This window comes from Pantoea phyllosphaerae (genome assembly GCF_051025595.1).
GTDB lineage: Bacteria > Pseudomonadota > Gammaproteobacteria > Enterobacterales > Enterobacteriaceae > Pantoea.
The window spans coordinates 85,462-105,420 of record NZ_JBPFDE010000015.1 but is presented as its reverse complement, the minus strand read 5'-3'; the positions used below and the strand labels follow the sequence as shown (position 1 = coordinate 105,420).

General features: G+C 56.6%; 19 protein-coding genes. 12 read left to right on the top strand and 7 right to left on the bottom strand.

What is annotated here, in order from left to right; genetic code table 11:
• Positions 1-152: 152 nt before the first annotated feature.
• A complete protein-coding gene (mobB, locus tag ACR6A7_RS17935) occupies positions 153-656 on the bottom strand; it encodes a molybdopterin-guanine dinucleotide biosynthesis protein MobB (protein ID WP_434126507.1) in 504 nt (167 codons plus the stop codon).
• Positions 653-1,222 carry a molybdenum cofactor guanylyltransferase MobA gene (mobA, locus tag ACR6A7_RS17930; protein ID WP_434126505.1) on the bottom strand — a complete coding sequence of 190 codons (570 nt, stop codon included), beginning with the start codon at positions 1,220-1,222 and terminating at the stop codon, positions 653-655. The genes mobB and mobA overlap by 4 nt, the downstream gene beginning before the upstream one ends.
• 52 nt (positions 1,223-1,274) lie before the next feature.
• Between mobA and ACR6A7_RS17925 the strand changes: the two genes are divergently transcribed.
• From ACR6A7_RS17925 to spfP, 5 genes are all read left to right on the top strand, one after another.
• Positions 1,275-1,550 carry a YihD family protein gene (locus ACR6A7_RS17925; RefSeq protein WP_033754214.1) on the top strand — a complete coding sequence of 92 codons (276 nt, stop codon included), beginning with the start codon at positions 1,275-1,277 and terminating at the stop codon, positions 1,548-1,550.
• A 45-nt stretch (positions 1,551-1,595) separates the two neighbouring features.
• On the top strand, positions 1,596-2,579 hold the full coding sequence (locus ACR6A7_RS17920) for a serine/threonine protein kinase (RefSeq protein ID WP_434126502.1): 984 nt from the start codon (positions 1,596-1,598) through the stop codon (positions 2,577-2,579).
• Between the two features lie 27 nt (positions 2,580-2,606).
• Positions 2,607-3,236: a thiol:disulfide interchange protein DsbA gene (gene dsbA / locus ACR6A7_RS17915; RefSeq protein ID WP_434126500.1), complete on the top strand. Its 630-nt coding sequence runs from the start codon at positions 2,607-2,609 to the stop codon at positions 3,234-3,236.
• A 376-nt stretch (positions 3,237-3,612) separates the two neighbouring features.
• Positions 3,613-6,399 carry a DNA polymerase I gene (polA, locus tag ACR6A7_RS17910; RefSeq protein WP_434126498.1) on the top strand — a complete coding sequence of 929 codons (2,787 nt, stop codon included), beginning with the start codon at positions 3,613-3,615 and terminating at the stop codon, positions 6,397-6,399.
• A gap of 272 nt (positions 6,400-6,671) precedes the next feature.
• Positions 6,672-6,719 carry a small protein SpfP gene (gene spfP / locus ACR6A7_RS21145; protein ID WP_071892919.1) on the top strand — a complete coding sequence of 16 codons (48 nt, stop codon included), beginning with the start codon at positions 6,672-6,674 and terminating at the stop codon, positions 6,717-6,719.
• Positions 6,720-6,789: 70 nt separating this feature from the next.
• Here the strand turns inward: spfP and yihA are convergent, their stop codons facing one another.
• Positions 6,790-7,422, bottom strand: a complete 633-nt coding sequence (yihA, locus tag ACR6A7_RS17905) for a ribosome biogenesis GTP-binding protein YihA/YsxC (RefSeq protein ID WP_434126496.1) — start codon at positions 7,420-7,422, stop codon at positions 6,790-6,792.
• Between the two features lie 650 nt (positions 7,423-8,072).
• Between yihA and yihI the strand changes: the two genes are divergently transcribed.
• Both yihI and hemN read left to right on the top strand, forming a co-directional pair.
• Positions 8,073-8,591, top strand: coding sequence for a Der GTPase-activating protein YihI (gene yihI / locus ACR6A7_RS17900; RefSeq protein WP_434126494.1), 519 nt, complete (start codon positions 8,073-8,075; stop codon positions 8,589-8,591).
• A 229-nt stretch (positions 8,592-8,820) separates the two neighbouring features.
• Positions 8,821-10,194 (top strand): oxygen-independent coproporphyrinogen III oxidase, encoded by a 1,374-nt coding sequence (gene hemN, locus ACR6A7_RS17895; protein WP_434126492.1) that lies wholly within the window; start codon positions 8,821-8,823, stop codon positions 10,192-10,194.
• Between the two features lie 23 nt (positions 10,195-10,217).
• On the opposite strand, the gene ACR6A7_RS17890 is transcribed toward hemN, so the two are convergent.
• From ACR6A7_RS17890 to glnA, 4 genes are all read right to left on the bottom strand, one after another.
• Complete coding sequence (locus ACR6A7_RS17890; RefSeq protein WP_143807603.1) at positions 10,218-10,343, bottom strand: YshB family small membrane protein; 126 nt, start codon at positions 10,341-10,343, stop codon at positions 10,218-10,220.
• 102 nt (positions 10,344-10,445) lie between these two features.
• Complete coding sequence (gene glnG, locus ACR6A7_RS17885; RefSeq protein ID WP_033792920.1) at positions 10,446-11,855, bottom strand: nitrogen regulation protein NR(I); 1,410 nt, start codon at positions 11,853-11,855, stop codon at positions 10,446-10,448.
• Between the two features lie 7 nt (positions 11,856-11,862).
• On the bottom strand, positions 11,863-12,912 hold the full coding sequence (gene glnL, locus ACR6A7_RS17880; protein WP_434126489.1) for a nitrogen regulation protein NR(II): 1,050 nt from the start codon (positions 12,910-12,912) through the stop codon (positions 11,863-11,865).
• A 221-nt stretch (positions 12,913-13,133) separates the two neighbouring features.
• A complete protein-coding gene (glnA, locus tag ACR6A7_RS17875) occupies positions 13,134-14,543 on the bottom strand; it encodes a glutamate--ammonia ligase (protein ID WP_434126487.1) in 1,410 nt (469 codons plus the stop codon).
• Between the two features lie 435 nt (positions 14,544-14,978).
• On the opposite strand from glnA, the gene typA reads away from it, so the two are divergent.
• From typA to fabY, 5 genes are all read left to right on the top strand, one after another.
• Positions 14,979-16,799, top strand: a complete 1,821-nt coding sequence (gene typA, locus ACR6A7_RS17870; protein ID WP_434126485.1) for a ribosome-dependent GTPase TypA — start codon at positions 14,979-14,981, stop codon at positions 16,797-16,799.
• 220 nt (positions 16,800-17,019) lie between these two features.
• On the top strand, positions 17,020-17,616 hold the full coding sequence (gene yihX, locus ACR6A7_RS17865; RefSeq protein ID WP_434126483.1) for a glucose-1-phosphatase: 597 nt from the start codon (positions 17,020-17,022) through the stop codon (positions 17,614-17,616).
• A gap of 3 nt (positions 17,617-17,619) precedes the next feature.
• Positions 17,620-18,489: a virulence factor BrkB family protein gene (locus ACR6A7_RS17860; RefSeq protein WP_434126511.1), complete on the top strand. Its 870-nt coding sequence runs from the start codon at positions 17,620-17,622 to the stop codon at positions 18,487-18,489.
• Complete coding sequence (gene dtd / locus ACR6A7_RS17855) at positions 18,486-18,923, top strand: D-aminoacyl-tRNA deacylase (protein ID WP_434126481.1); 438 nt, start codon at positions 18,486-18,488, stop codon at positions 18,921-18,923. The genes ACR6A7_RS17860 and dtd overlap by 4 nt, the downstream gene beginning before the upstream one ends.
• A 59-nt stretch (positions 18,924-18,982) precedes the next feature.
• A complete protein-coding gene (gene fabY, locus ACR6A7_RS17850; protein WP_033754253.1) occupies positions 18,983-19,930 on the top strand; it encodes a fatty acid biosynthesis protein FabY in 948 nt (315 codons plus the stop codon).
• Positions 19,931-19,959 lie beyond the last annotated feature (29 nt).

Genomic DNA, 19,959 nt, shown 5'->3' with positions numbered 1-19,959 from the left:
AGCGCCGATGGTAGTGTGGGGTCTCCCCATGCGAGAGTAGGGAACTGCCAGGCATCCATTTGCGATAACCCTGACCTTACGGTCAGGGTTTTTTGCGTTTCAGGCCAGGAAAAATACGCTGAAAGATCTCTCCTTCAGCACATCGGATCGGGTTACGCTCTGCCTAACCATTCGACGATAAAGCCGGTAATCTCGTCGGGACGATTGAGATTCAGCAAGGGCACATTTGTATCAAAGCGGCTATCGCTGGCAACAGCAATAACGTGCTCGTCCAGCAGCGGTAAATCCTCGCCTTTTACGCCAGCCCGCCACAAAGCAATTTTCGGCACCGGCTCATCTTTGAATCCTTCTACCAGCACCAGATCCAGCAGCGTTGCATCCATGCGGCTGACCAGATAGCGTAAATCAAGCATGGCATCCGGCGTCTCGCACATCAGCGCCCAGCGCTGCGAACTGGCGACAATAACCTGATCGGCGCCTGCTTTTCGCAGCAGATAACTGTCTTTTCCCGGCGTATCGATCTCCATCTGATGATGAGTATGCTTTATCAGGCCGGGCCTAATGCCTCGCGCTTTCAGCTGCGGAATCACCTGTTGCAAAAGCGTGGTTTTTCCGGTTCCACTCCAGGCGGCGATAGCCAGTAACGGCAGCGTCATAGCGCGTTATCCTCAAGATCGTCAGGCGTGTTCACATTGCGAAACGCGGCGTCATCCTGGCTTATCGTCACTGCATGGCCCCCCTGTTCGCGTAAAAATTGCATCAGGCGCCGCTCTCCGCGCTGCAGATAATCAGCCAGCGGCTTCGCCAGGCTGCGATGTAACAGCGCCAGGGCGGGATGATCGCGTTCGGCCGAGCGCGCCCATACGGCAGGCGCCTCTGCTTTACGTCGTTGTAGCTGCTTTACGTAATCAACGGGCACGAAGGGTGTGTCGCAGGAACAGAAGGCCACCCATTCCGTTTGTGCGGTTTGCAAACCGCTCAGCATGCCCGCCAGCGGTCCCGGATAGTCAGGCAAGGTATCTGAGATCACCCTACAGCCGCTCGACTGATAACGATCAAGGTTACGGTTGGCGCTTATCATGACAATGTCGACTTGCGGCCTGAGCCGTTGAAGAACATGCTGATAAAGCGGGATGCCGCGAAACAGCACCAGCCCTTTATCCTGACCGCCCATGCGACGCCCCTGACCGCCGGCCAGAATAACGCCGGTTAATGCTGTCATGCCGATACTCCTGTTTGAAGGCTTATAACAACGCTGTTATGAGGACAAATAGATGAAATACCATCGCCTGAATGAATTGCTTGAGCTGCTGCGTCCTGCGTGGCAACAGGAGCCCGATCTTAACCTGACGCAGTTTTTACAAAAACTGGCGCAGGAATCGGGGTTCAGTGGCCCATTAAGTGAATTAACCGATGACGTATTGATTTACCATCTGAAAATGCGCAACGCCGATAAGTATGCGGAAATTCCCGGTCGACAAAAAGATTATGAAACCGATTTTAAAACTGCGCTGCTGCGCGCGCGTGGTGTGATTAAGGATGATAACTAATGCTATGCTTGGCGGCTTCGAGTAGAGACTGTAACGGATAATCCTATGGATGCCGCTTTTAATTTCGAGACGCTTGATCCTGACGCCATCCTTGATGCGCTATGGGAAACCGGACTTCGGGTTGAGTCTGGGTTAACCGCGCTTAACAGCTATGAAAACCGCGTCTATCAGTTCAGTGATGAAGACCGGCATCGCTACGTGGTGAAGTTTTATCGCCCGCAGCGCTGGAGCGCGGCGCAGATTGAAGAAGAGCATCGCTTCACGCGCGATCTGCAGGCAGATGAGGTGCCGGTTGCCGCGCCTTTGATGCTGCAGGGAAAAACGCTGCATACCCATGCTGGCTTTATGTTTACCGTGTTTCCTAGCCTTGGCGGTCGGCAGTATGAAACCGACAATGATGAGCATCTGGAGTGGGTCGGCCGCTTTCTGGGCCGCATACACCAGACCGGGCGCAAGCAGCGCTTTGAACACCGTCCCTCAATGGACCTGGAGGAGTATCTGCATCAGCCGCGCGCCGAACTGGCGAGCAATGTCCTGGTGCCGGCTTCCCTGAAGGCAGCGCTGTTGCAGGCTGTAGATAAGCTTGGTGTCGCCTTGCAGCAGCGCTGGCATCACAGCTGGCAGCCGCTGCGTCTTCATGGCGATTGTCATCCTGGCAATATTCTGTGGCGAGACGGGCCATTCTTCGTCGATCTTGACGATGCGCGTAACGGGCCAGCGGTTCAGGATCTCTGGATGCTGATCAACGGCGATCGGCAGGAGCAGCGCGTTCAGTGGGATATCCTGCTTGAGGCTTATACTGAGTTCAGCGATTTTGATATTAATGAATTGTCACTGATTGAGCCTTTACGCGCTATGCGCATGGTTTATTATCTGGCCTGGGTTGCGCGCCGCTGGCAGGATCCGGCCTTTCCCCGTGCGTTTACATGGATGACGGATGAGGATTTCTGGCGCAGACAGATTTCGCAATTTACCGAGCAGGAGAAGCTGTTGCAGGAACCACCGCTGCAGCTGACCCCGCAATTTTAAATAGAGAAGTCAGGAGAATTTTTCACAATGAAGAAAATTTGGTTTGCACTGGTTGGTTTAGTGCTGGCGTTCAGCGCCTCTGCTGCCCAGTTTACCGACGGTCAGCAATACGTCAGCCTGCCGAAACCCGTCGCTGGCGAACCGCAGGTGCTGGAGTTCTTCTCCTTCTTTTGCCCGCACTGCTATCAGTTTGAGCGTGTTTACCACGTCGGTGAGGCCGTAAGAAAGAATCTGCCCGCAGACACCAAAGTGGTTAAATATCACGTCGACTTTTTGGGCGGCGATTTTGGCCCGGTTGTGACGCATGCCTGGGCGGTAGCAATGGCGCTAGGCGTTGAGGATAAAGTTACGGCGCCCATCTTCGACGGTATTCAAAAAACCCAGACGATTACCGATCCTGACAGCCTGAAAGCAGCCTTTATTAAAGCGGCAGGCATCTCATCACAGGAATATGATGCTGCCTGGAACAGCTTTGCCGTAAAAGCGCTGGTTGCTCAACAGCAAAAAGCCGCTTCTGACGTCGATCTGCGCGGCGTGCCAGCGATGTTCGTCAACGGCAAATATATGGTCAATAACGGCGGTCTCGACACCAGTTCCATGGATAACTTTGTCGCGGAATATGCCAACGTGGTGAAATTCCTGGTCAGCCAGAAATAATAAGCGCGCATCACGTCTGAAAACGCCGGCTTTGTCGGCGTTTTTTTATGATTGAAATTATTTAGCTAAATAGTCCATCTGCCTCCTTTCCGATTAATATCCACATAAGCTACTGCCTGTGCAGAAAGGTATACCCTGTCACAGCAATAACATAATTTATTGATTTTTATGTTTTTTATAAATTAATGCGCCGTTTTATACCATTAGCCGTAATGCGTTATGATTTTTGCGCACAAAGTTATCCACAGAAAGATCCTTGCGATCCGCACCGTAAAGGCGCGAAAAAATCGCAGCATGGGCGGCCTGCGTTCAACATTCTGCTCAAGCTGTGGCATCCTTATAGTCCAACCCATGGCAACGAAGATTACACAGACTTATGGCGCAAATTGCAGAAAATCCCCTGATTCTGGTTGATGGCTCATCCTACCTTTACCGCGCTTATCATGCGTTTCCGCCGCTCACCAATAGCGCAGGCGAGCCTACCGGCGCGATGTATGGCGTGCTCAACATGTTGAAGAGTCTGCTGGCGCAATACAATCCAAGCCACGTTGCCGTGGTATTTGACGCCAAGGGCAAAACCTTCAGGGATGAGTTGTTCGAGCACTACAAGTCGCATCGCCCGCCGATGCCGGACGATCTGCGCGCACAAACCGCGCCGTTGCACGAGATGGTGAAGGCGATGGGCCTGCCGCTGCTGGCGGTAAGCGGCGTCGAAGCGGACGACGTGATCGGTACGCTGGCGCTGCAGGCGGAAAAAGAGGGCCGTCCTGTGCTGATTAGCACCGGCGATAAAGATATGGCGCAGCTGGTGACGCCCAATATCACCCTGATCAACACCATGACCAATACCATCCTCGGCCCTGAAGAGGTCGAGCAAAAGTATGGCGTGCCGCCGGGGCTGATCATCGACTTTCTGGCGATGATGGGCGACAGCTCGGATAACATCCCAGGCGTGCCGGGCGTTGGCGAAAAAACCGCGCAGGCGCTGCTGCAGGGATTAGGCGGCATGCGGTCGATTTATGACAATCTGGATAAGGTCGCGGAGCTCTCCTTCCGCGGCGCGAAAACCATGGCGGCCAAGCTGGAGCAGAACCGCGAGGTCGCCTTTCTCTCTTATCAGCTGGCCACTATCAAAACCGACGTCGAGCTTGAGCTCAGCTGTAGTGAGCTGACGGTCGCCGAGCCGGACGTCGCCGCTCTGCAGGCGTTGTTCAGTCGTTACGAATTCAAACGCTGGCTGGCCGATCTGCAGGACGGCAAATGGCTGCAGGGCAAAAAGAGCAACCTGAAAGCGCAGCAGGCACTGCCGGATGAAGCGCCGGTTAAGCCAGAAGCGACCAGCGTGCTCGCCTCCGACGGTTACGTCACCATTCTCGATCAGGCGACGCTCGACGCATGGCTGGAGAAGCTGAAACAGAGCGATCTGTTTGCATTTGATCTCGAAACTGATTCGCTTGATACGCTTAGCGCTAACATCGTCGGTATCGCGCTGGCCGTTGCGCCGGGCGAGGCCGCCTATCTGCCGGTAGGCCACGACTATCTTGATGCGCCGGATCAGCTCGATCGCCGCGAGGTGCTGGCGCAGCTTAAGCCGATTCTTGAAGATGGCAACGCGCTGAAGGTGGGTCAGAACCTGAAGTACGATCGCGGCGTCCTGAAAAACTACGATATTGAACTGGGCGGCATTAAGTTCGATACCATGCTGGAGTCCTATATCCTTAACAGCGTCGTGGGCAAACACGACATGGACAGCCTGTCAGCGCGCTGGCTGAACCATAAAACCGTGACTTTCGAAGAGATCGCCGGCAAAGGAAAAAATCAGCTGACGTTCAACCAAATCGCGCTAGAGCAGGCCGCGCACTACGCGGCGGAAGATGCCGACGTCACGCTCCAGCTGCACCTGAAAATGTGGGCGGAGCTGGAAAAAGAGGCGGGCCCGAAGCACGTCTTCGAAGAGATCGAAATGCCGCTGGTCACGGTGATCTCGCGCGTCGAGCGTAACGGCGTGCTGATCGACCAGGGCATTCTGGCGCAGCATTCTAAAGAGCTGACGCTCAGGCTGGCGGAGCTGGAGCAGAAGGCGCACGAGCTGGCGGGCGAGCCGTTTAACCTGTCGTCTACCAAGCAGCTGCAGACCATCCTGTTTGAAAAACAGGGCATTAAACCGACTAAGAAAACGCCGGGCGGGGCGCCTTCCACCAGTGAAGAGGTGCTGGCGGAGCTGGCGCTCGATTATCCGCTGCCGAAAGTTATTCTGGAACATCGCGGCCTGTCGAAGCTCAAGTCTACCTACACCGACAAGCTACCGCAGATGATCAATCCGCTCACTGGCCGCGTCCATACCTCCTATCACCAGGCGGTAACGGCGACAGGGCGTCTCTCCTCTACCGATCCTAACCTGCAGAACATCCCGGTACGCAATGACGAGGGCCGTCGCATCCGTCAGGCATTTATCGCCGGGAAAGGCAACCGCATCGTCGCGGCGGACTACTCGCAAATTGAGCTGCGCATCATGGCGCACCTCTCGCAGGATAAAGGTCTGCTGGACGCCTTCGCGCACGGTGAGGATATTCACCGCGCCACCGCGGCAGAGGTCTTCGGCGTTGCGCTGGATAAAGTGAGCGGCGAACAGCGCCGCAGCGCGAAGGCGATTAACTTCGGCCTGATTTACGGCATGAGCGCGTTTGGCCTGTCGCGTCAGCTCAATATCGGCGCGGGCGAAGCGAAGCGCTATATGGATCTCTACTTCGAACGCTATCCCGGCGTGCTGCGCTACATGGAAAATACGCGCCAGCTGGCGGCCAGCAAAGGCTACGTCGAAACCCTGGATGGACGTCGCCTGTGGCTGCCGGACATCAACTCCAGCAACGCTATTCGCCGTAAAGCGGCTGAACGAGCGGCTATCAACGCGCCGATGCAGGGCACGGCAGCCGATATCATTAAGCGAGCAATGATTGCGGTGGATGACTGGCTGCAGCAGCGCAACGACGGCGCGATCAGGATGATCATGCAGGTTCACGATGAACTGGTGTTCGAAGTGCAGGGCGATGAAGTTGAGTCCGCCAGCCAGCAGATCCGCGCACTCATGGAAGGCAGTATGAAGCTGGACGTGCCGCTGCAGGTTGAAGTCGGCGTCGGCGAAAACTGGGACGAGGCACACTGATTGAGATCGCTCAGGCTGGCGACGACGCTTCGTTGCCTGTCGCTTCAGGCATAAGAAAAAAGTCGGTTTAACCGATTCAGCCACAGCCAAAAGTACGCAGGTTCTAACTGCTTATCGGTTAAGCATTTTTCTGGTAATTAAACTACAGGCAGAGGCGAATTTTGTGACGAACACATGAAAAATCATGTCGTTTGATGAAAGCTAACTACAAAAAACCCTTTGTGCGTCAGAAAAAATCAGGTAAAGTTCGAGGCGTAGGGTACAGAGGTAAGATGTTCTATCTTTCAGACCTTTTACTTCACGTAATCGGATTTGGCTGAATATTAGCCGCCCCAGTCATTTATGACTGGGGCGTTTTTTATTGGGCTTTTGGTCAGCTTCGCAAGGCCATTACGCCTCGGCGGAGTCCTCCTGCGCGGGCGCCAGTTCGTTAAACCAGACGTCCAGTTTTTGACGCAGCTTGTCGACGCCCATCTTTTTCAGGGAAGAGAACATTTCCACCTGCACATCGCCCATAAAGGCCAGCGCCGCTTCGCGTACCATGTTGAGCTGCGCTTTGCGCGCGCCGGAAGCGAGTTTATCCGCCTTAGTCAGCAACACCATCACCGGGATGCCGCTCTCTACCGCCCACTGAATCATCTGCTGGTCGAGATCTTTTAACGGATGACGAATATCCATCAATACCACCAGGCCTTTCAGCGCTTCGCGCTTTTGCAGATATTCACCCAGTGCACGCTGCCATTTGCGCTTCATCTCTTCCGGGACTTCCGCATAGCCGTAGCCGGGCAAATCCACCAGACGTTTGCCCTCAGTAACTTCAAACAGGTTGATTAGCTGCGTGCGTCCGGGTGTTTTACTGGTGCGCGCCAGGCTTTTTTGATTGGTAAGCGTGTTCAGCGCGCTCGATTTCCCCGCGTTGGAACGTCCGGCGAAGGCGACCTCAATACCGGTGTCGGCTGGCAGGTGACGAATATCCGGGGCGCTGAGAATGAAATGGGTTACGTGATAATTCAGTGCAGACAAAGTTTAACTCCAGAGACGAATGCGGGCATTGGCGCTGATTATACGCGTTATGGCGCAAAAGTGCCCGAGCGCATCGATCGGTGGGCTTTTGTAAGATATCAGCTATAAAAGCTGCCAGCGATGACTGTTTTTACTAAAAATTTTAAAAATTAAAAACCTTTTTAATCATGAGGTTGGGAGTAATAAGACCTTTAAATGCACAAAAAAGCCTGATGTCAGGTTGTGGGTTCCGCAGGTTGGTCTACATTATTGGGCAGTGCGGGGCTGCACCCATCAGGATGATGTGCTCAGGAGCGTCAGGACGACCGCGAGCAATGGAAAGGAGACGGTCAGGGATAACAGGCCGGATAAGGACAGGGATTCGCTCAGGAGTTGAGCAGGCGCGGGATTGACCGGGACGTTGCGAGCCAAAAGGGAATAAAAATATGATTCCTTCTGCGGAAGGTGCGAAATAAGGCGACAGCATTAGGCTGTCGCCTTTTTTCTTTGTCCGCTTTCTGCTAGATTTCGCCGCAATTCTGTCCCCCTCTGTTGTCAGACGAGCTTGAGAAGCGGATACGTACGTTAAGGTGCGCATCGCCGACAAAAAAGCAGCGTCAGGAGTGAGAGGGTTATACTGATACTGATTAAAAACAGTGAGACCTGACATCATGAAGCAACCTGTACGCGGCGCACACGCTAAACCGGCAAGTAAAACAAAACGCAAATCGCGCGAAGAACTTAACGAGGCCGCACGCGATCGTAAGCGTGACAAAAAGCATCGCGGCAACGCCTCCGGCAGCCGTACCAATCCTGTTACCAGCGCGGGAAAATCTGCTCAGGGAAACAAAGCCAAAGATCCGCGCATCGGCAGCAAAAAGCCGATCCCGCTGGTGGCGGATGGTGCAGTTGCGAGCGCGCCGGTAAAAAAAGCGGCGAAGCCCGTGGCGAAAAAAGTGCGTCTCACCCCGGAAGAGGAGCTGGCGCAGCTGGAAAACAGCGAGCGTCTTGATGCGCTGCTGGATCGCATGGAAAACGGCGACACGCTGTCGGCGGAAGAGCAGGCCTGGCTGGATGAAACTCTGGACCGCATCGATGAACTGATGGAACAGCTCGGCATCGATATGGATGACGAAGCGGAAGATGAGCAGGCTGAAGAAGACATGTATCGTCTGCTGAAAGGCAACTGAGTTTTTGATCGGCATGCGCGCAGGCGCATGCCGCGCCAGACAGGTAAATCGTTATGTTTTGGCCTGGATCAATTTTAGCGCTGCTGCTGTCATGTTATCTCATCTGGTTATTGGCTAAACTACGCCGCCTGTCGCGTCTGAAGTCACGTTTACGTCGGGTTCCGTCCCGCCCACCTTTCCTCTCTTCTGCATCGCGACCCTCTCACAGACGTCACCGGAAGGAGTAAGCATGTCTTTGCAACCTGTCTCCTGGGACCAGCGGCTTATTGAAAAATACAATTACGCCGGTCCGCGCTATACCTCATACCCGACTGCGCTTGAATTCAGCGACAGCTACGGCGAGGCGGATTTTCTGCGTGCCGTGGCGCGCTATCCGGCGCGCCCGCTGTCGCTCTACGTTCATATCCCGTTCTGCCATAAGCTCTGCTATTTCTGCGGCTGCAATAAGGTCGTCACGCGGCAGCTGCATAAAGCTGACCGCTATCTTGACGCGCTGGCACAGGAGATTCGCCAGCGCGCGCCGCTGTTCCGCGACCGACGCGTCACGCAGCTGCACTGGGGCGGCGGCACGCCGACCTTTCTTAATCATGACCAGCTTTCACGGCTGGTGGCATTATTGAGGGATCACTTTAGCCTGGCGGACGATCTGGAGATGTCGATCGAGGTCGATCCGCGCGAAATCGATCCCGATACCATTTCGCACCTGCGCCAGCTCGGTTTTAACCGGCTGAGCATGGGCGTGCAGGATTTCAATAAAGCGGTGCAGGAGCGCGTAAATCGCGTTCAGGATGAAGAGGCGATCTTTGCCCTGATGGCGCGGGCACGCGAGCAGGGCTTTCACTCTACCAGCATCGATCTTATCTACGGCTTGCCGCTGCAAACGCCGGAGAGCTTCGCCTATACCCTACAGCGCGTGATTGCGCTTAATCCGGACCGCATGAGCGTGTTCAACTATGCGCATCTGCCGACGCTGTTTGCGGCGCAGCGTAAAATCAAAGAGCAGGAGTTGCCGTCGGCGCAGCAGAAGCTGCAAATCCTGCAGCAGACCATCGCGACGCTGACGCAACAGGGCTATGACTTTATCGGCATGGATCACTTTGCGAAACCGCAGGACGAGCTGGCGCAGGCGCAGCGCGCTGGCTTGCTGCATCGCAACTTCCAGGGCTATACCACTCAGGGCGACAGCGATCTGCTGGGGCTAGGCGTGTCCGCCATCAGCATGACTGGCGACAGTTACGCACAGAACGAGAAAGAGCTGAATCGCTGGTACGACGCGGTGGCGTCGCGCGGCGAGGCGCTGTGGCGCGGCGTAGCGCTAAGCGCGGACGATTGCCTGCGACGCGACGTCATCAAGCAGCTAATTTGCAACTTCTCGCTCGATTTTGGCGCCGTTGAAGCGCAGCATGCGATTCGCTTCTGCGACTATTTCGCCGAGGATTTAGCGCTGTTGCAGCCACTGATTGACGATGGTCTGGTGGCACGGCGCACGGATGGTTTGCAGGTCACCGGCGCAGGCCGTTTACTGATCCGCAACATCTGCATGTGCTTTGACGTGTATCTGCGCCAGAAGGCGCGCCAGCAGCAGTTTTCGCGCGTGATTTAAGGCAAAACGCGCTGGCGCGGAGTTTAGTTAAACAGATTGACCATGATGGCGCACAGCACGGTCGCGAAGGCAGCCTGCGGCGAGTGGCCGAGGGCACTGCCGATAACAGCGACATTGTGCGAAATCATGTGAAGAAAGGAATCTAACATCGTTCATCTCCCGATAGCCGCCCGTATGATACTGAACGGCATCGGCGTGTAAAGCGGGACAAGGCGAGGTTTTGTGTAAAAAGTCGCCTTGCCCTTCGCTCGTTACTCCATACCCAGCTCTTTCAGCTTGCGCGTGAGGGTATTACGTCCCCAGCCCAGCAGCCTTGCCGCTTCCTGCTTGTGTCCCTGCGTATGACGCAAAGCCGTGGTCAGCAGAGTGCGCTCCATCTCCGGCTGCGCCTCGGAGAGCAGGTTTTGATGACCGGAACGCAGCGCGCGGTCGGCCCACTGCGCCAGCAGAGTTGCCCAGCTGTCCGGCAGCGACTGCACCGGATTGTCCGGCGTGCTGGACTCAAACAGCTCAGGAGGCAGATCCTGAATCAGCACCTCCTGGCCGGCCGCCATCACCGTCAGCCAGCGGCAGGTGTTCTCCAGCTGACGCACGTTGCCGGACCAGTGCAGACGCGTCAGCGCCGCTTCGGTTTCCGGATGGAGGATTTTCGCTTCGACGCCCAGTTCGCGGGCCGCCACCTGCAGGAAATAGCGAGCCAGGCGAGGAATATCCTCACGGCGCTCGCGCAGCGGCGGCAGATGCACGCGGATCACGTTCAGGCGGTGGAACAGATCCTCGCGGAATTTGCCCTCCTGCACCCGCAGCTCGAGATTCTGGTGCGTGGCCGCAATAATGCGCACGTCAACTTTAACCGGCGCATAGCCGCCGACGCGATAAAACTGCCCGTCGGCCAGCACGCGCAGCAGACGCGTCTGCACGTCGAGCGGCATATCGCCGATCTCATCCAGAAACAGCGTGCCGCCATCCGCCTGCTCGAAACGGCCCTGACGAATCTGATTCGCGCCGGTAAACGCCCCTTTTTCATGACCGAACAGCTCTGACTCGATCAAATCCTTCGGGATGGCGGCCATATTAAGAGCGATAAAAGGGGCCTTGGCACGCGGGCTGTGACGATGCAGCGCATGCGCGACCAGCTCTTTCCCGGTTCCCGATTCGCCGTTGATCAGCACGCTGATCGACGAGCGCGACAAACGGCCGATAATGCGGAAGACATCCTGCATCGCCGGCGCTTCGCCGATGATATCGGTGGTGGGGCCGCTGACCGGCTGATTGCGCGGCTGCTGCTGCTCCTGATAATGACTAATGGCACGCTCCACCAGCGCTACCGCCTCATCAATATCGAAGGGTTTCGGCAGATAGTCGAAGGCCCCTTGCTGATAAGCGCTGACGGCCGCGTCGAGATCGGAGTGCGCCGTCATAATGATGACCGGCAGCATCGGATGACGCTGTTTAATCTGTTTCAGCAGCGCCAGTCCATCCATGCCCGGCATGCGAATATCTGACAGTAAAACGTCTGGGGTTTTGCTCGAGAGCGCGTCCAGCACCTCATTGCCGCTGTCGAAAGTGGCGCAGCTTAACCCGGCTCCAGTAAGCGCGCGTTCGAGCACCCAGCGGATGGAGCTATCGTCATCGACGATCCAGACTATCCCTCGTTGCATAGAAACCTCACTGGCGAATAGGCAGATAAACCGAAAATTCGGTGTGTCCAGGCCAACTGTTAAACTCAATTTTTCCTGAATGCTGATCAATCAGGCTACGGGCGATAGAGAGACCCAGGCCGGTGCCGCCTTCGCGTCCGCTCACCATCGGATAGAACAGGGTATCCTGCAGCTGAGCCGGAATGCCCGGGCCATTATCCTCAACGTCAATGCGTGCCACCAGACGATAGCGCGTACCGTGCAGGGTAAGCTGGAAGGCGGTGCGGGTGCGTAAAATAATGGTGCCGCCCTCGTTGCCCAGCGCCTGCAGCGCGTTACGCACCACGTTGAGCAACACCTGCTCAATCTGATCGGGATCGTGCGGCAGCTCCGGCAGGCTGGGATCGTAATCGCGCACCAGCGAGACATTCTCCGGCAGCTCCATCGACACCAGATTCACTACCCGCTCCGCCACCTGGTGAATGCTCTGCGTGATATGCATGCCAGGCTGCTGCGGACCGAGCAGACGATCCACCAGATTACGCAGGCGGTCCGCCTGCTCGATAATGACTTTGGTATATTCGTTCAGCGACGGGTCGGGCAGCGCGCGCGACAGCAGTTGCGCCGCGCCGCGAAGTCCGCCCAGCGGATTTTTAATTTCGTGTGCGAGTCCTCGCACCAGATCGCGCGCCGCCACCTGCTGCGCATGCTGAAGCTGCTCCTGGCTGAGACGGCGTTGATTATCCATCGGCGCCATCTCCAGCAGAATAAAACCGTCCGGCAGCCGTTGCGCCGTCAGCGCCATCACGTGCGCGCGGCCGTCGACCACCAGCGTCACTTCGCTGTCGGTAAAGCCCTGGCCAGCCTCCAGACTCTCGCGCATCACTTCAATATTCAGTGAAAAATAGCCGGTCAGATCGGGCAGCGGCGTGCCGAACAGTTTGCGTGAGCTTTGCGCCAGTAACTGCTGCGCCGCCGGATTGGCGTAGTGGATGACCAGATCGTCGTCCACCAGCAGAATACTGTTTATCAGGGAGTTGAGAATTTGCCCCGCGTCGGGCAGGGAGCCAGTTGCCATACAGCGTTCCTCTGCACTGATTTAGTGCATTATACTCTTCCGCGCCTGTTTTCAGACGGCTGAACGATGATTTCGCGGCGAAAAAAGCCCATCCGGAGATGGGCTAAAGTTTCCACGGCAACAAAAATCTTCTGCGCCCTGCGCGTCGCCGCTGCGTTAGCAGCCCCGGGGACTATCCTGTTGCCGCCTGAGGCGGCAACGCGACCGGTGCAGAATAAAGATTAAACGCTGTAGTAAAGTTCGAACTCAACCGGGTGCGGCGTCATGCGGATACGGTCATTTTCGACTTTACGCAGTTCGATGTAGGCATCGATGGCGTCGTCGGTGAACACGCCGCCGCGGGTCAGGAACTCGCGATCTTCGTTCAGTGCGTTCAGCGCTTCTTCCAGCGAACCCGCTACTTTTGGAATCTCCGCTTCTTCTTCCGGCGGCAGATCGTACAGGTTCTTGTCCATTGCATCGCCCGGGTGGATCTTATTGATCACGCCGTCCAGGCCAGCCATCAGCAGCGCGGTGAACGCCAGGTACGGGTTAGCGGCCGGATCCGGGAAGCGCGCTTCGATACGGCGGGCTTTCGGGCTGGCGACAACCGGAATACGGATAGAGGCGGAGCGGTTACGGGCAGAGTAAGCCAGCATAACCGGCGCTTCGTAGCCAGGCACCAGACGCTTGTAGGAGTTAGTGGTCGGGTTCGCCAGAGCATTGATCGCTTTCGCGTGCTTGATGATACCGCCGATGTAGAACAGCGCGGTTTCAGACAGGCCGCCGTACTTATCGCCAGCGAACAGGTTCACGCCGCCTTTAGAGAGCGACATATGGCAGTGCATACCTGAACCGTTGTCGCCAAACATTGGCTTCGGCATAAAGGTCGCGGTTTTGCCGTAGGCGTGCGCAACGTTGTGCACCACATATTTATAAATCTGAATTTCGTCCGCTTTCTTGGTCATGGTGTTGAAGCGGGTCGCCACTTCGTTCTGACCAGCCGTTGCCACTTCATGGTGATGTGCTTCAACCACCAGGCCCATCTGCTCCATGGTGAGACACATGGCGGAGCGGATATCCTGCGCGGAGTCAACCGGCGGAACCGGGAAATAGCCGCCTTTCAGGCCCGGACGGTGGCCTTTGTTGCCGCCTTCGTACTCTTTGCCGGTGTTCCAGGCCGCTTCGATATCGTCGATAGCGACGTGCGAGCCGGAAGTTGAAGAGCCGAAGCGAATGTCGTCGAACAGGAAGAATTCCGGCTCCGGTCCAAACAGCACGGTGTCGGCGATGCCTGATGAGCGCAGATACTCTTCAGCGCGTTTAGCGATAGAGCGCGGGTCGCGATCGTAGCCCTGCATGGTGCCTGGCTCGAGGATGTCACAACGGATGATCAGCGTCGGGTCTTCGAAGAACGGATCCAGAACGGCGGTGGTCGCGTCCGGCATCAGCACCATGTCTGATTCGTTAATGCCTTTCCAGCCGCCGATAGAGGAGCCATCAAACATTTTGCCTTCTTCGAAGAAGTCAGCGTTAACCTGGTGAGCAGGGATAGTAACGTGCTGTTCTTTACCTTTGGTATCGGTAAAACGCAGGTCAACAAACTTAACTTCGTGCTCGTTCATCATCGAGAGAACGTGTTCAGCGGACATACTCAACTCTCCTGGAAATGGTCATTGTCATCGTGGTGAGTGGCTGCGTCGTCTGAAACCTGAAGTGTCCGACCGCCATCCCCAACCAACCGATCTCGGCAAGCTCTGCAACCGTTGTGCAACTGCTGTTTTCGCTTATAAGAGATAAAGCGAATTCTGTGCCAACTTTCTTTTTTGCGGCTAAACCCTGCCTGTGCGCACCCTTTTGTTGCCAGCGCGCTGCACCAGCGTGGCAAATTTGCACCAAAGTTGTGCTTGCCCGCCTTTTAGTGGCACTAAAATGGTGCAAACCTCCAACTTAGTGCATTAAGTGCACCGCATCCAGCGCAAATTTCCGTCAGTGCAATAAACTTCAGGTGAAAAGTGTGATCGTGTTCAGTATCCCGCTTAATCCGTGTACAATAGCGCGCTATTTCTAATGCCTGAGGCAAAGTTGTGATCGAAAATTTGCGTAACATCGCCATCATCGCGCACGTCGACCATGGTAAGACCACCCTGGTTGATAAGCTGCTGCAACAGTCCGGTACCTTTGACGCGCGTACCGAAGCGACTGAGCGCGTGATGGACTCCAACGATTTGGAGAAAGAGCGTGGAATTACCATCCTCGCTAAAAACACCGCTATCAAATGGAATGACTACCGTATCAACATCGTTGATACCCCAGGACACGCCGACTTTGGCGGTGAGGTAGAGCGCGTCATGTCTATGGTTGATTCGGTGCTGCTGGTTGTCGATGCGATGGATGGCCCTATGCCGCAAACTCGCTTCGTGACCAAAAAAGCCTTTGCCCATGGTTTGAAGCCGATCGTCGTTATCAACAAGATTGACCGTCCGGGCGCGCGTCCTGACTGGGTTGTTGACCAGGTATTCGACCTGTTCGTCAATCTGGACGCTACCGACGAGCAGCTTGATTTCCCGATCATTTACGCATCTGCGCTGCAGGGCATCGCCGGTCTGGATCACACCGACATGGCTGAAGATATGACCCCGCTGTACCAGGCGATCGTTGAGCATGTTTCTCCGCCGAAGGTGGAAGTTGACGCGCCGCTGCAGATGCAGATCTCGCAGCTGGACTACAACAACTACCTGGGCGTGATCGGCATCGGCCGCATCAAGCGCGGTAAAATCAAGCCGAACCAGCAGGTTACCGTTATCGACAGCGAAGGCAAAACGCGCAACGGTAAAGTCGGTAAAGTGCTGGGCCACCTGGGCCTGGAGCGTATCGATACTGACCTGGCGGAAGCGGGCGACATCGTTGCAATCACCGGTCTGGGCGAGCTGAACATCTCCGATACCATTTGCGATCCGCAGAATGTAGAGGCGCTGCCGGCGCTGAGCGTCGACGAACCGACGGTGACCATGTTCTTCAACGTCAACACCTCGCCGTTCTGCGGTCAGGAAGGCAAGTATGTGACGTCGCGTCAGATCCTTGAGCGCCTGAACAAAGAGCTGGTGCACAACGTTGCGCTGCGCGTAGAAGAAACAGAAGATGCGGACGCGTTCCGCGTATCGGGCCGTGGCGAACTGCACCTGTCGGTGCTGATCGAAAACATGCGTCGCGAAGGCTTCGAACTGGCGGTTTCCCGTCCGAAAGTTATCTTCCGTGAAATCGACGGCCGTAAACAAGAGCCGTTCGAGAACGTCACGCTGGATATCGAAGAGAACAATCAGGGCGCGGTGATGCAAGCCATGGGCGAGCGTAAAGGCGATCTGAAAAATATGGATCCGGATGGCAAAGGCCGCGTGCGTCTTGACTACGTGATCCCGAGCCGTGGACTGATCGGTTTCCGTAACGAATTCATGACCATGACGTCAGGTACCGGTCTGCTCTATTCCACCTTCAGCCACTACGACGACATTCGTCCGGGCGAAGTGGGCCAGCGTCAGAACGGCGTGCTGATCTCTAACGGCCAGGGCAAAGCGGTTGCCTTCGCCCTGTTCGGTCTGCAGGACCGCGGCAAGCTGTTCCTGGGCCACGGCGCGGAAGTCTATGAAGGCCAGATCATCGGTATTCACAGCCGCTCCAACGACCTGACCGTTAACTGCCTGACCGGTAAGAAGCTGACCAACATGCGTGCTTCCGGTACGGATGAAGCAACCACGCTGGTGCCGCCGGTGAAGATGACCCTTGAGCAGGCCATCGAATTCATCGATGACGACGAGCTGGTTGAAGTTACCCCGCAGTCGGTGCGTATCCGTAAACGTCACCTGACCGAAAACGACCGCAAACGCGCGTCGCGCGGTCCGAAAGAGTAAGACGTTTCGCTCTGATAAAAAGCCCCGCTTAGCGGGGCTTTTTTTATTCCTGTCCTCTGTCTGATGCGCGTTATCCCGCTGCGACGGCGCCGTCCGTCAACCATGCGCCTGAAGCTGGCCTGCGCTAGCTTCAATAACGGATTTTCTCCTGCCTGTTACCTGTTCAGCCCCTAATTTTGCCGCTAGAGTGAATGATCCAGGGAATCAGAGGAGTAACGGCATGTTGTACATTTTTGATTTAGGCAATGTGATTGTTGATATCGACTTCAATCGCGTGCTGGGCGTCTGGAGTGACCTCGGCCGCGTTCCGCTGGCGCTGCTGCAAAGCCGCTTCCAGATGGATGAGGCGTTTGAGCAGCACGAGCGCGGCGAGATCAGCGACGAACATTTCGCCGCAGAGCTGTGCGAGCGGCTCGACATTGCGCTGAGCTATGAGCAGTTCGTGGCGGGCTGGCAGGCGGTATTTATGGGCGCGCGTGCCGATACGCTGGCGCTGATGAATCAGCTCCGCGCCGACGGGCATCGCGTGGTGATCCTCTCCAATACCAACAAGCTGCACACCGAATTCTGGCCGACACAGTATCCGGACGTGCGCGCCGCGGCGGACGCCATCTATCTGTCGCAGGAGCTGGGCATGCGTAAGCCTGAGGCACGTATCTTTGAGCACGTGCTGCAGCAGGAGGGTTATCGCGCCGATCAGGCGATCTTCTTTGATGATAACGCGGATAACATCGCAGGCGCGGAGGCGCTCGGCATCAGAAGCGTACTGGTCACCGACAGCAAAACCGTGCCGACCTGGCTGGCAAGCCATCGCTGAATGATGACGTCGCGCCCTTTTATTTCGACCTGCCACGCGCTCTGGCTGTGGCTCAGGCTGCTGTGGAAACGCATCGACCAGGACAACATGACGACGCAGGCCGGCAATCTGGCCTTTGTCTCGCTGCTGGCGCTGGTGCCGCTGATCGCCGTGGTCTTCGCGCTGTTCTCCGCGTTTCCGGTCTTTTCGGAAGTCAGCGTTCAGCTGAAAAATTTCATCTTTGCCAACTTTGTGCCAGCGACCGGCAACGTGGTGGAGCGCTATCTGGATCAGTTCGTGGCCAACGTGCACCGTATGACGGCGCTGGGCGCGATAGGATTGATTGTCACCGCGCTGCTGCTGATGCATTCGGTCGATACCGCGCTCAACACCATCTGGCGCAGCCATAAAAAGCGCCCGCTGGTTTACTCTTTCGCTGTCTACTGGATGATCCTGACGCTGGGGCCGCTGCTGGCCGGCGCCAGTCTGGCGATCAGCTCTTATCTGCTCTCGCTGCGCTGGATAAGCGCCAGCGGCGTCTACGGCGTGATCGATCAGGTGCTGAGAGTCTTCCCCTTGCTGCTCTCCTGGCTCACGTTCTGGCTGCTTTACAGCATCGTGCCGACGCGTAACGTGCCGTCGCGCGACGCCTTGATCGGCGCGCTGGTGGCGGGCGCGCTGTTCGAGCTGGGTAAAAAGGGCTTTGCCCTCTATGTTACGATGTTTCCTTCATACCAGCTGATTTATGGCGTGCTGGCAGTTATTCCAATCCTGTTTCTCTGGGTCTACTGGACCTGGTGTATTGTGTTGTTAGGCGCGGAAATTACCGCAACGCTGGACGATTATCGCCAGCTAAAACACCAGGAAGGCGAAAAAGAACGAGAGGTTGCATGATTGCGTTGATTCAACGAGTACTGAGCGCCAGCGTTAGCGTGGATCGCACGGTGGTAGGCGAAATCGGGCCTGGCCTGCTGGTGCTGTTAGGCGTAGAAAAAGAGGACGATGAGAAGCGCGCCGAACGGCTCGCTGAAAAAGTGCTGGGCTATCGCATTTTCAGCGACGAGCAGGGAAAAATGAACCTGAGCGTCCAGCAGGCGGGCGGCAGTGTGCTGGTGGTGTCGCAGTTTACGCTGGCGGCGGATACGCAAAAAGGCATGCGTCCCTCTTTTTCCGGCGGCGCGGCGCCCGCTGAAGCAAACCGCCTGTATGACTATTTCAGCGACTGCTGTCGTCGCCAGGGTGTAACCACCGCCAACGGCCGCTTCGCCGCCGATATGCAGGTCGCGCTGGTCAACGATGGCCCCGTTACCTTCTGGTTGCAGGTGTGAGTCTGGCAGCTGAGCGGCACGGGACTGGCCACGCAAGCTCTGAACGAGAGAACCACTTTATGTATCATCTTCGGGTACCGCAAACGGCGGAAGAGCTGGATATGTACTACCAGTTCCGCTGGGAAATGTTACGCAAGCCGCTGCGCCAGCCGCAGGGCTCCGAGCGGGACGGCTGGGACGCGCTGGCGCATCATCAGATGGTGGTGGACGAGCACGGTCAGCCGGTGGCCGCCGGACGTCTCTATATCAATGCCGACAACGAAGCCTCGATTCGCTTCCTTGCCGTGCATCCGTCGGTGCAGGGGAAAGGGCTGGGCACGCTGGTGGCGATGACGCTGGAATCGGTGGCGCGGCAGGAAGGCGTGAAGCGCGTAACCTGCGCCGCGCGCGAAGACGCGGTCGAGTTTTTCGCCAAGCTGGGCTACCTCAATCAGGGAGAGATCACCGCGCCGCAGACCACGCCGGTGCGCCACTTCCTGATGATTAAGCCGGTGGTAACGCTGGACGATATTCTGCATCGCGCTGACTGGTGCGGTCAGCTGCAGCAGGCCTGGTATGACAATATTCCGCTCAGCGAGAAGATGGGCGTGCGCATTTTGCAGTTCACCGGGCAAAAATTTATTACCACCATGCCGGAAACCGGCAACCAGAACCCGCACCACACCCTGTTTGCCGGCAGCCTCTTCTCGCTGGCGACCCTGACCGGCTGGGGGTTAATCTGGCTGCTGCTGCGCGAGCGCCATCTTGGCGGCACTATCATCCTGGCGGACGCCCATATTCGCTACAGTAAGCCGATCGCCGGCCGTCCCGGTGCGATTGCCGATATCGGTTCGATGAGCGGCGATCTGGATCGCCTGGCGCGCGGACGCAAAGCGCGCGTGCGCCTTGAAGTCGAGCTGTATGGCAATGAGGAGCCGGGCGCGGTATTTGAAGGGGTCTATATCGTGCTGCCCGCCGATCCCGACGAGCCGCTGGAAGAGGGCGGGTCCGGCGCGCGCATCAACTAAATCACCAGGGCTGATATGCGGCCCTGGTG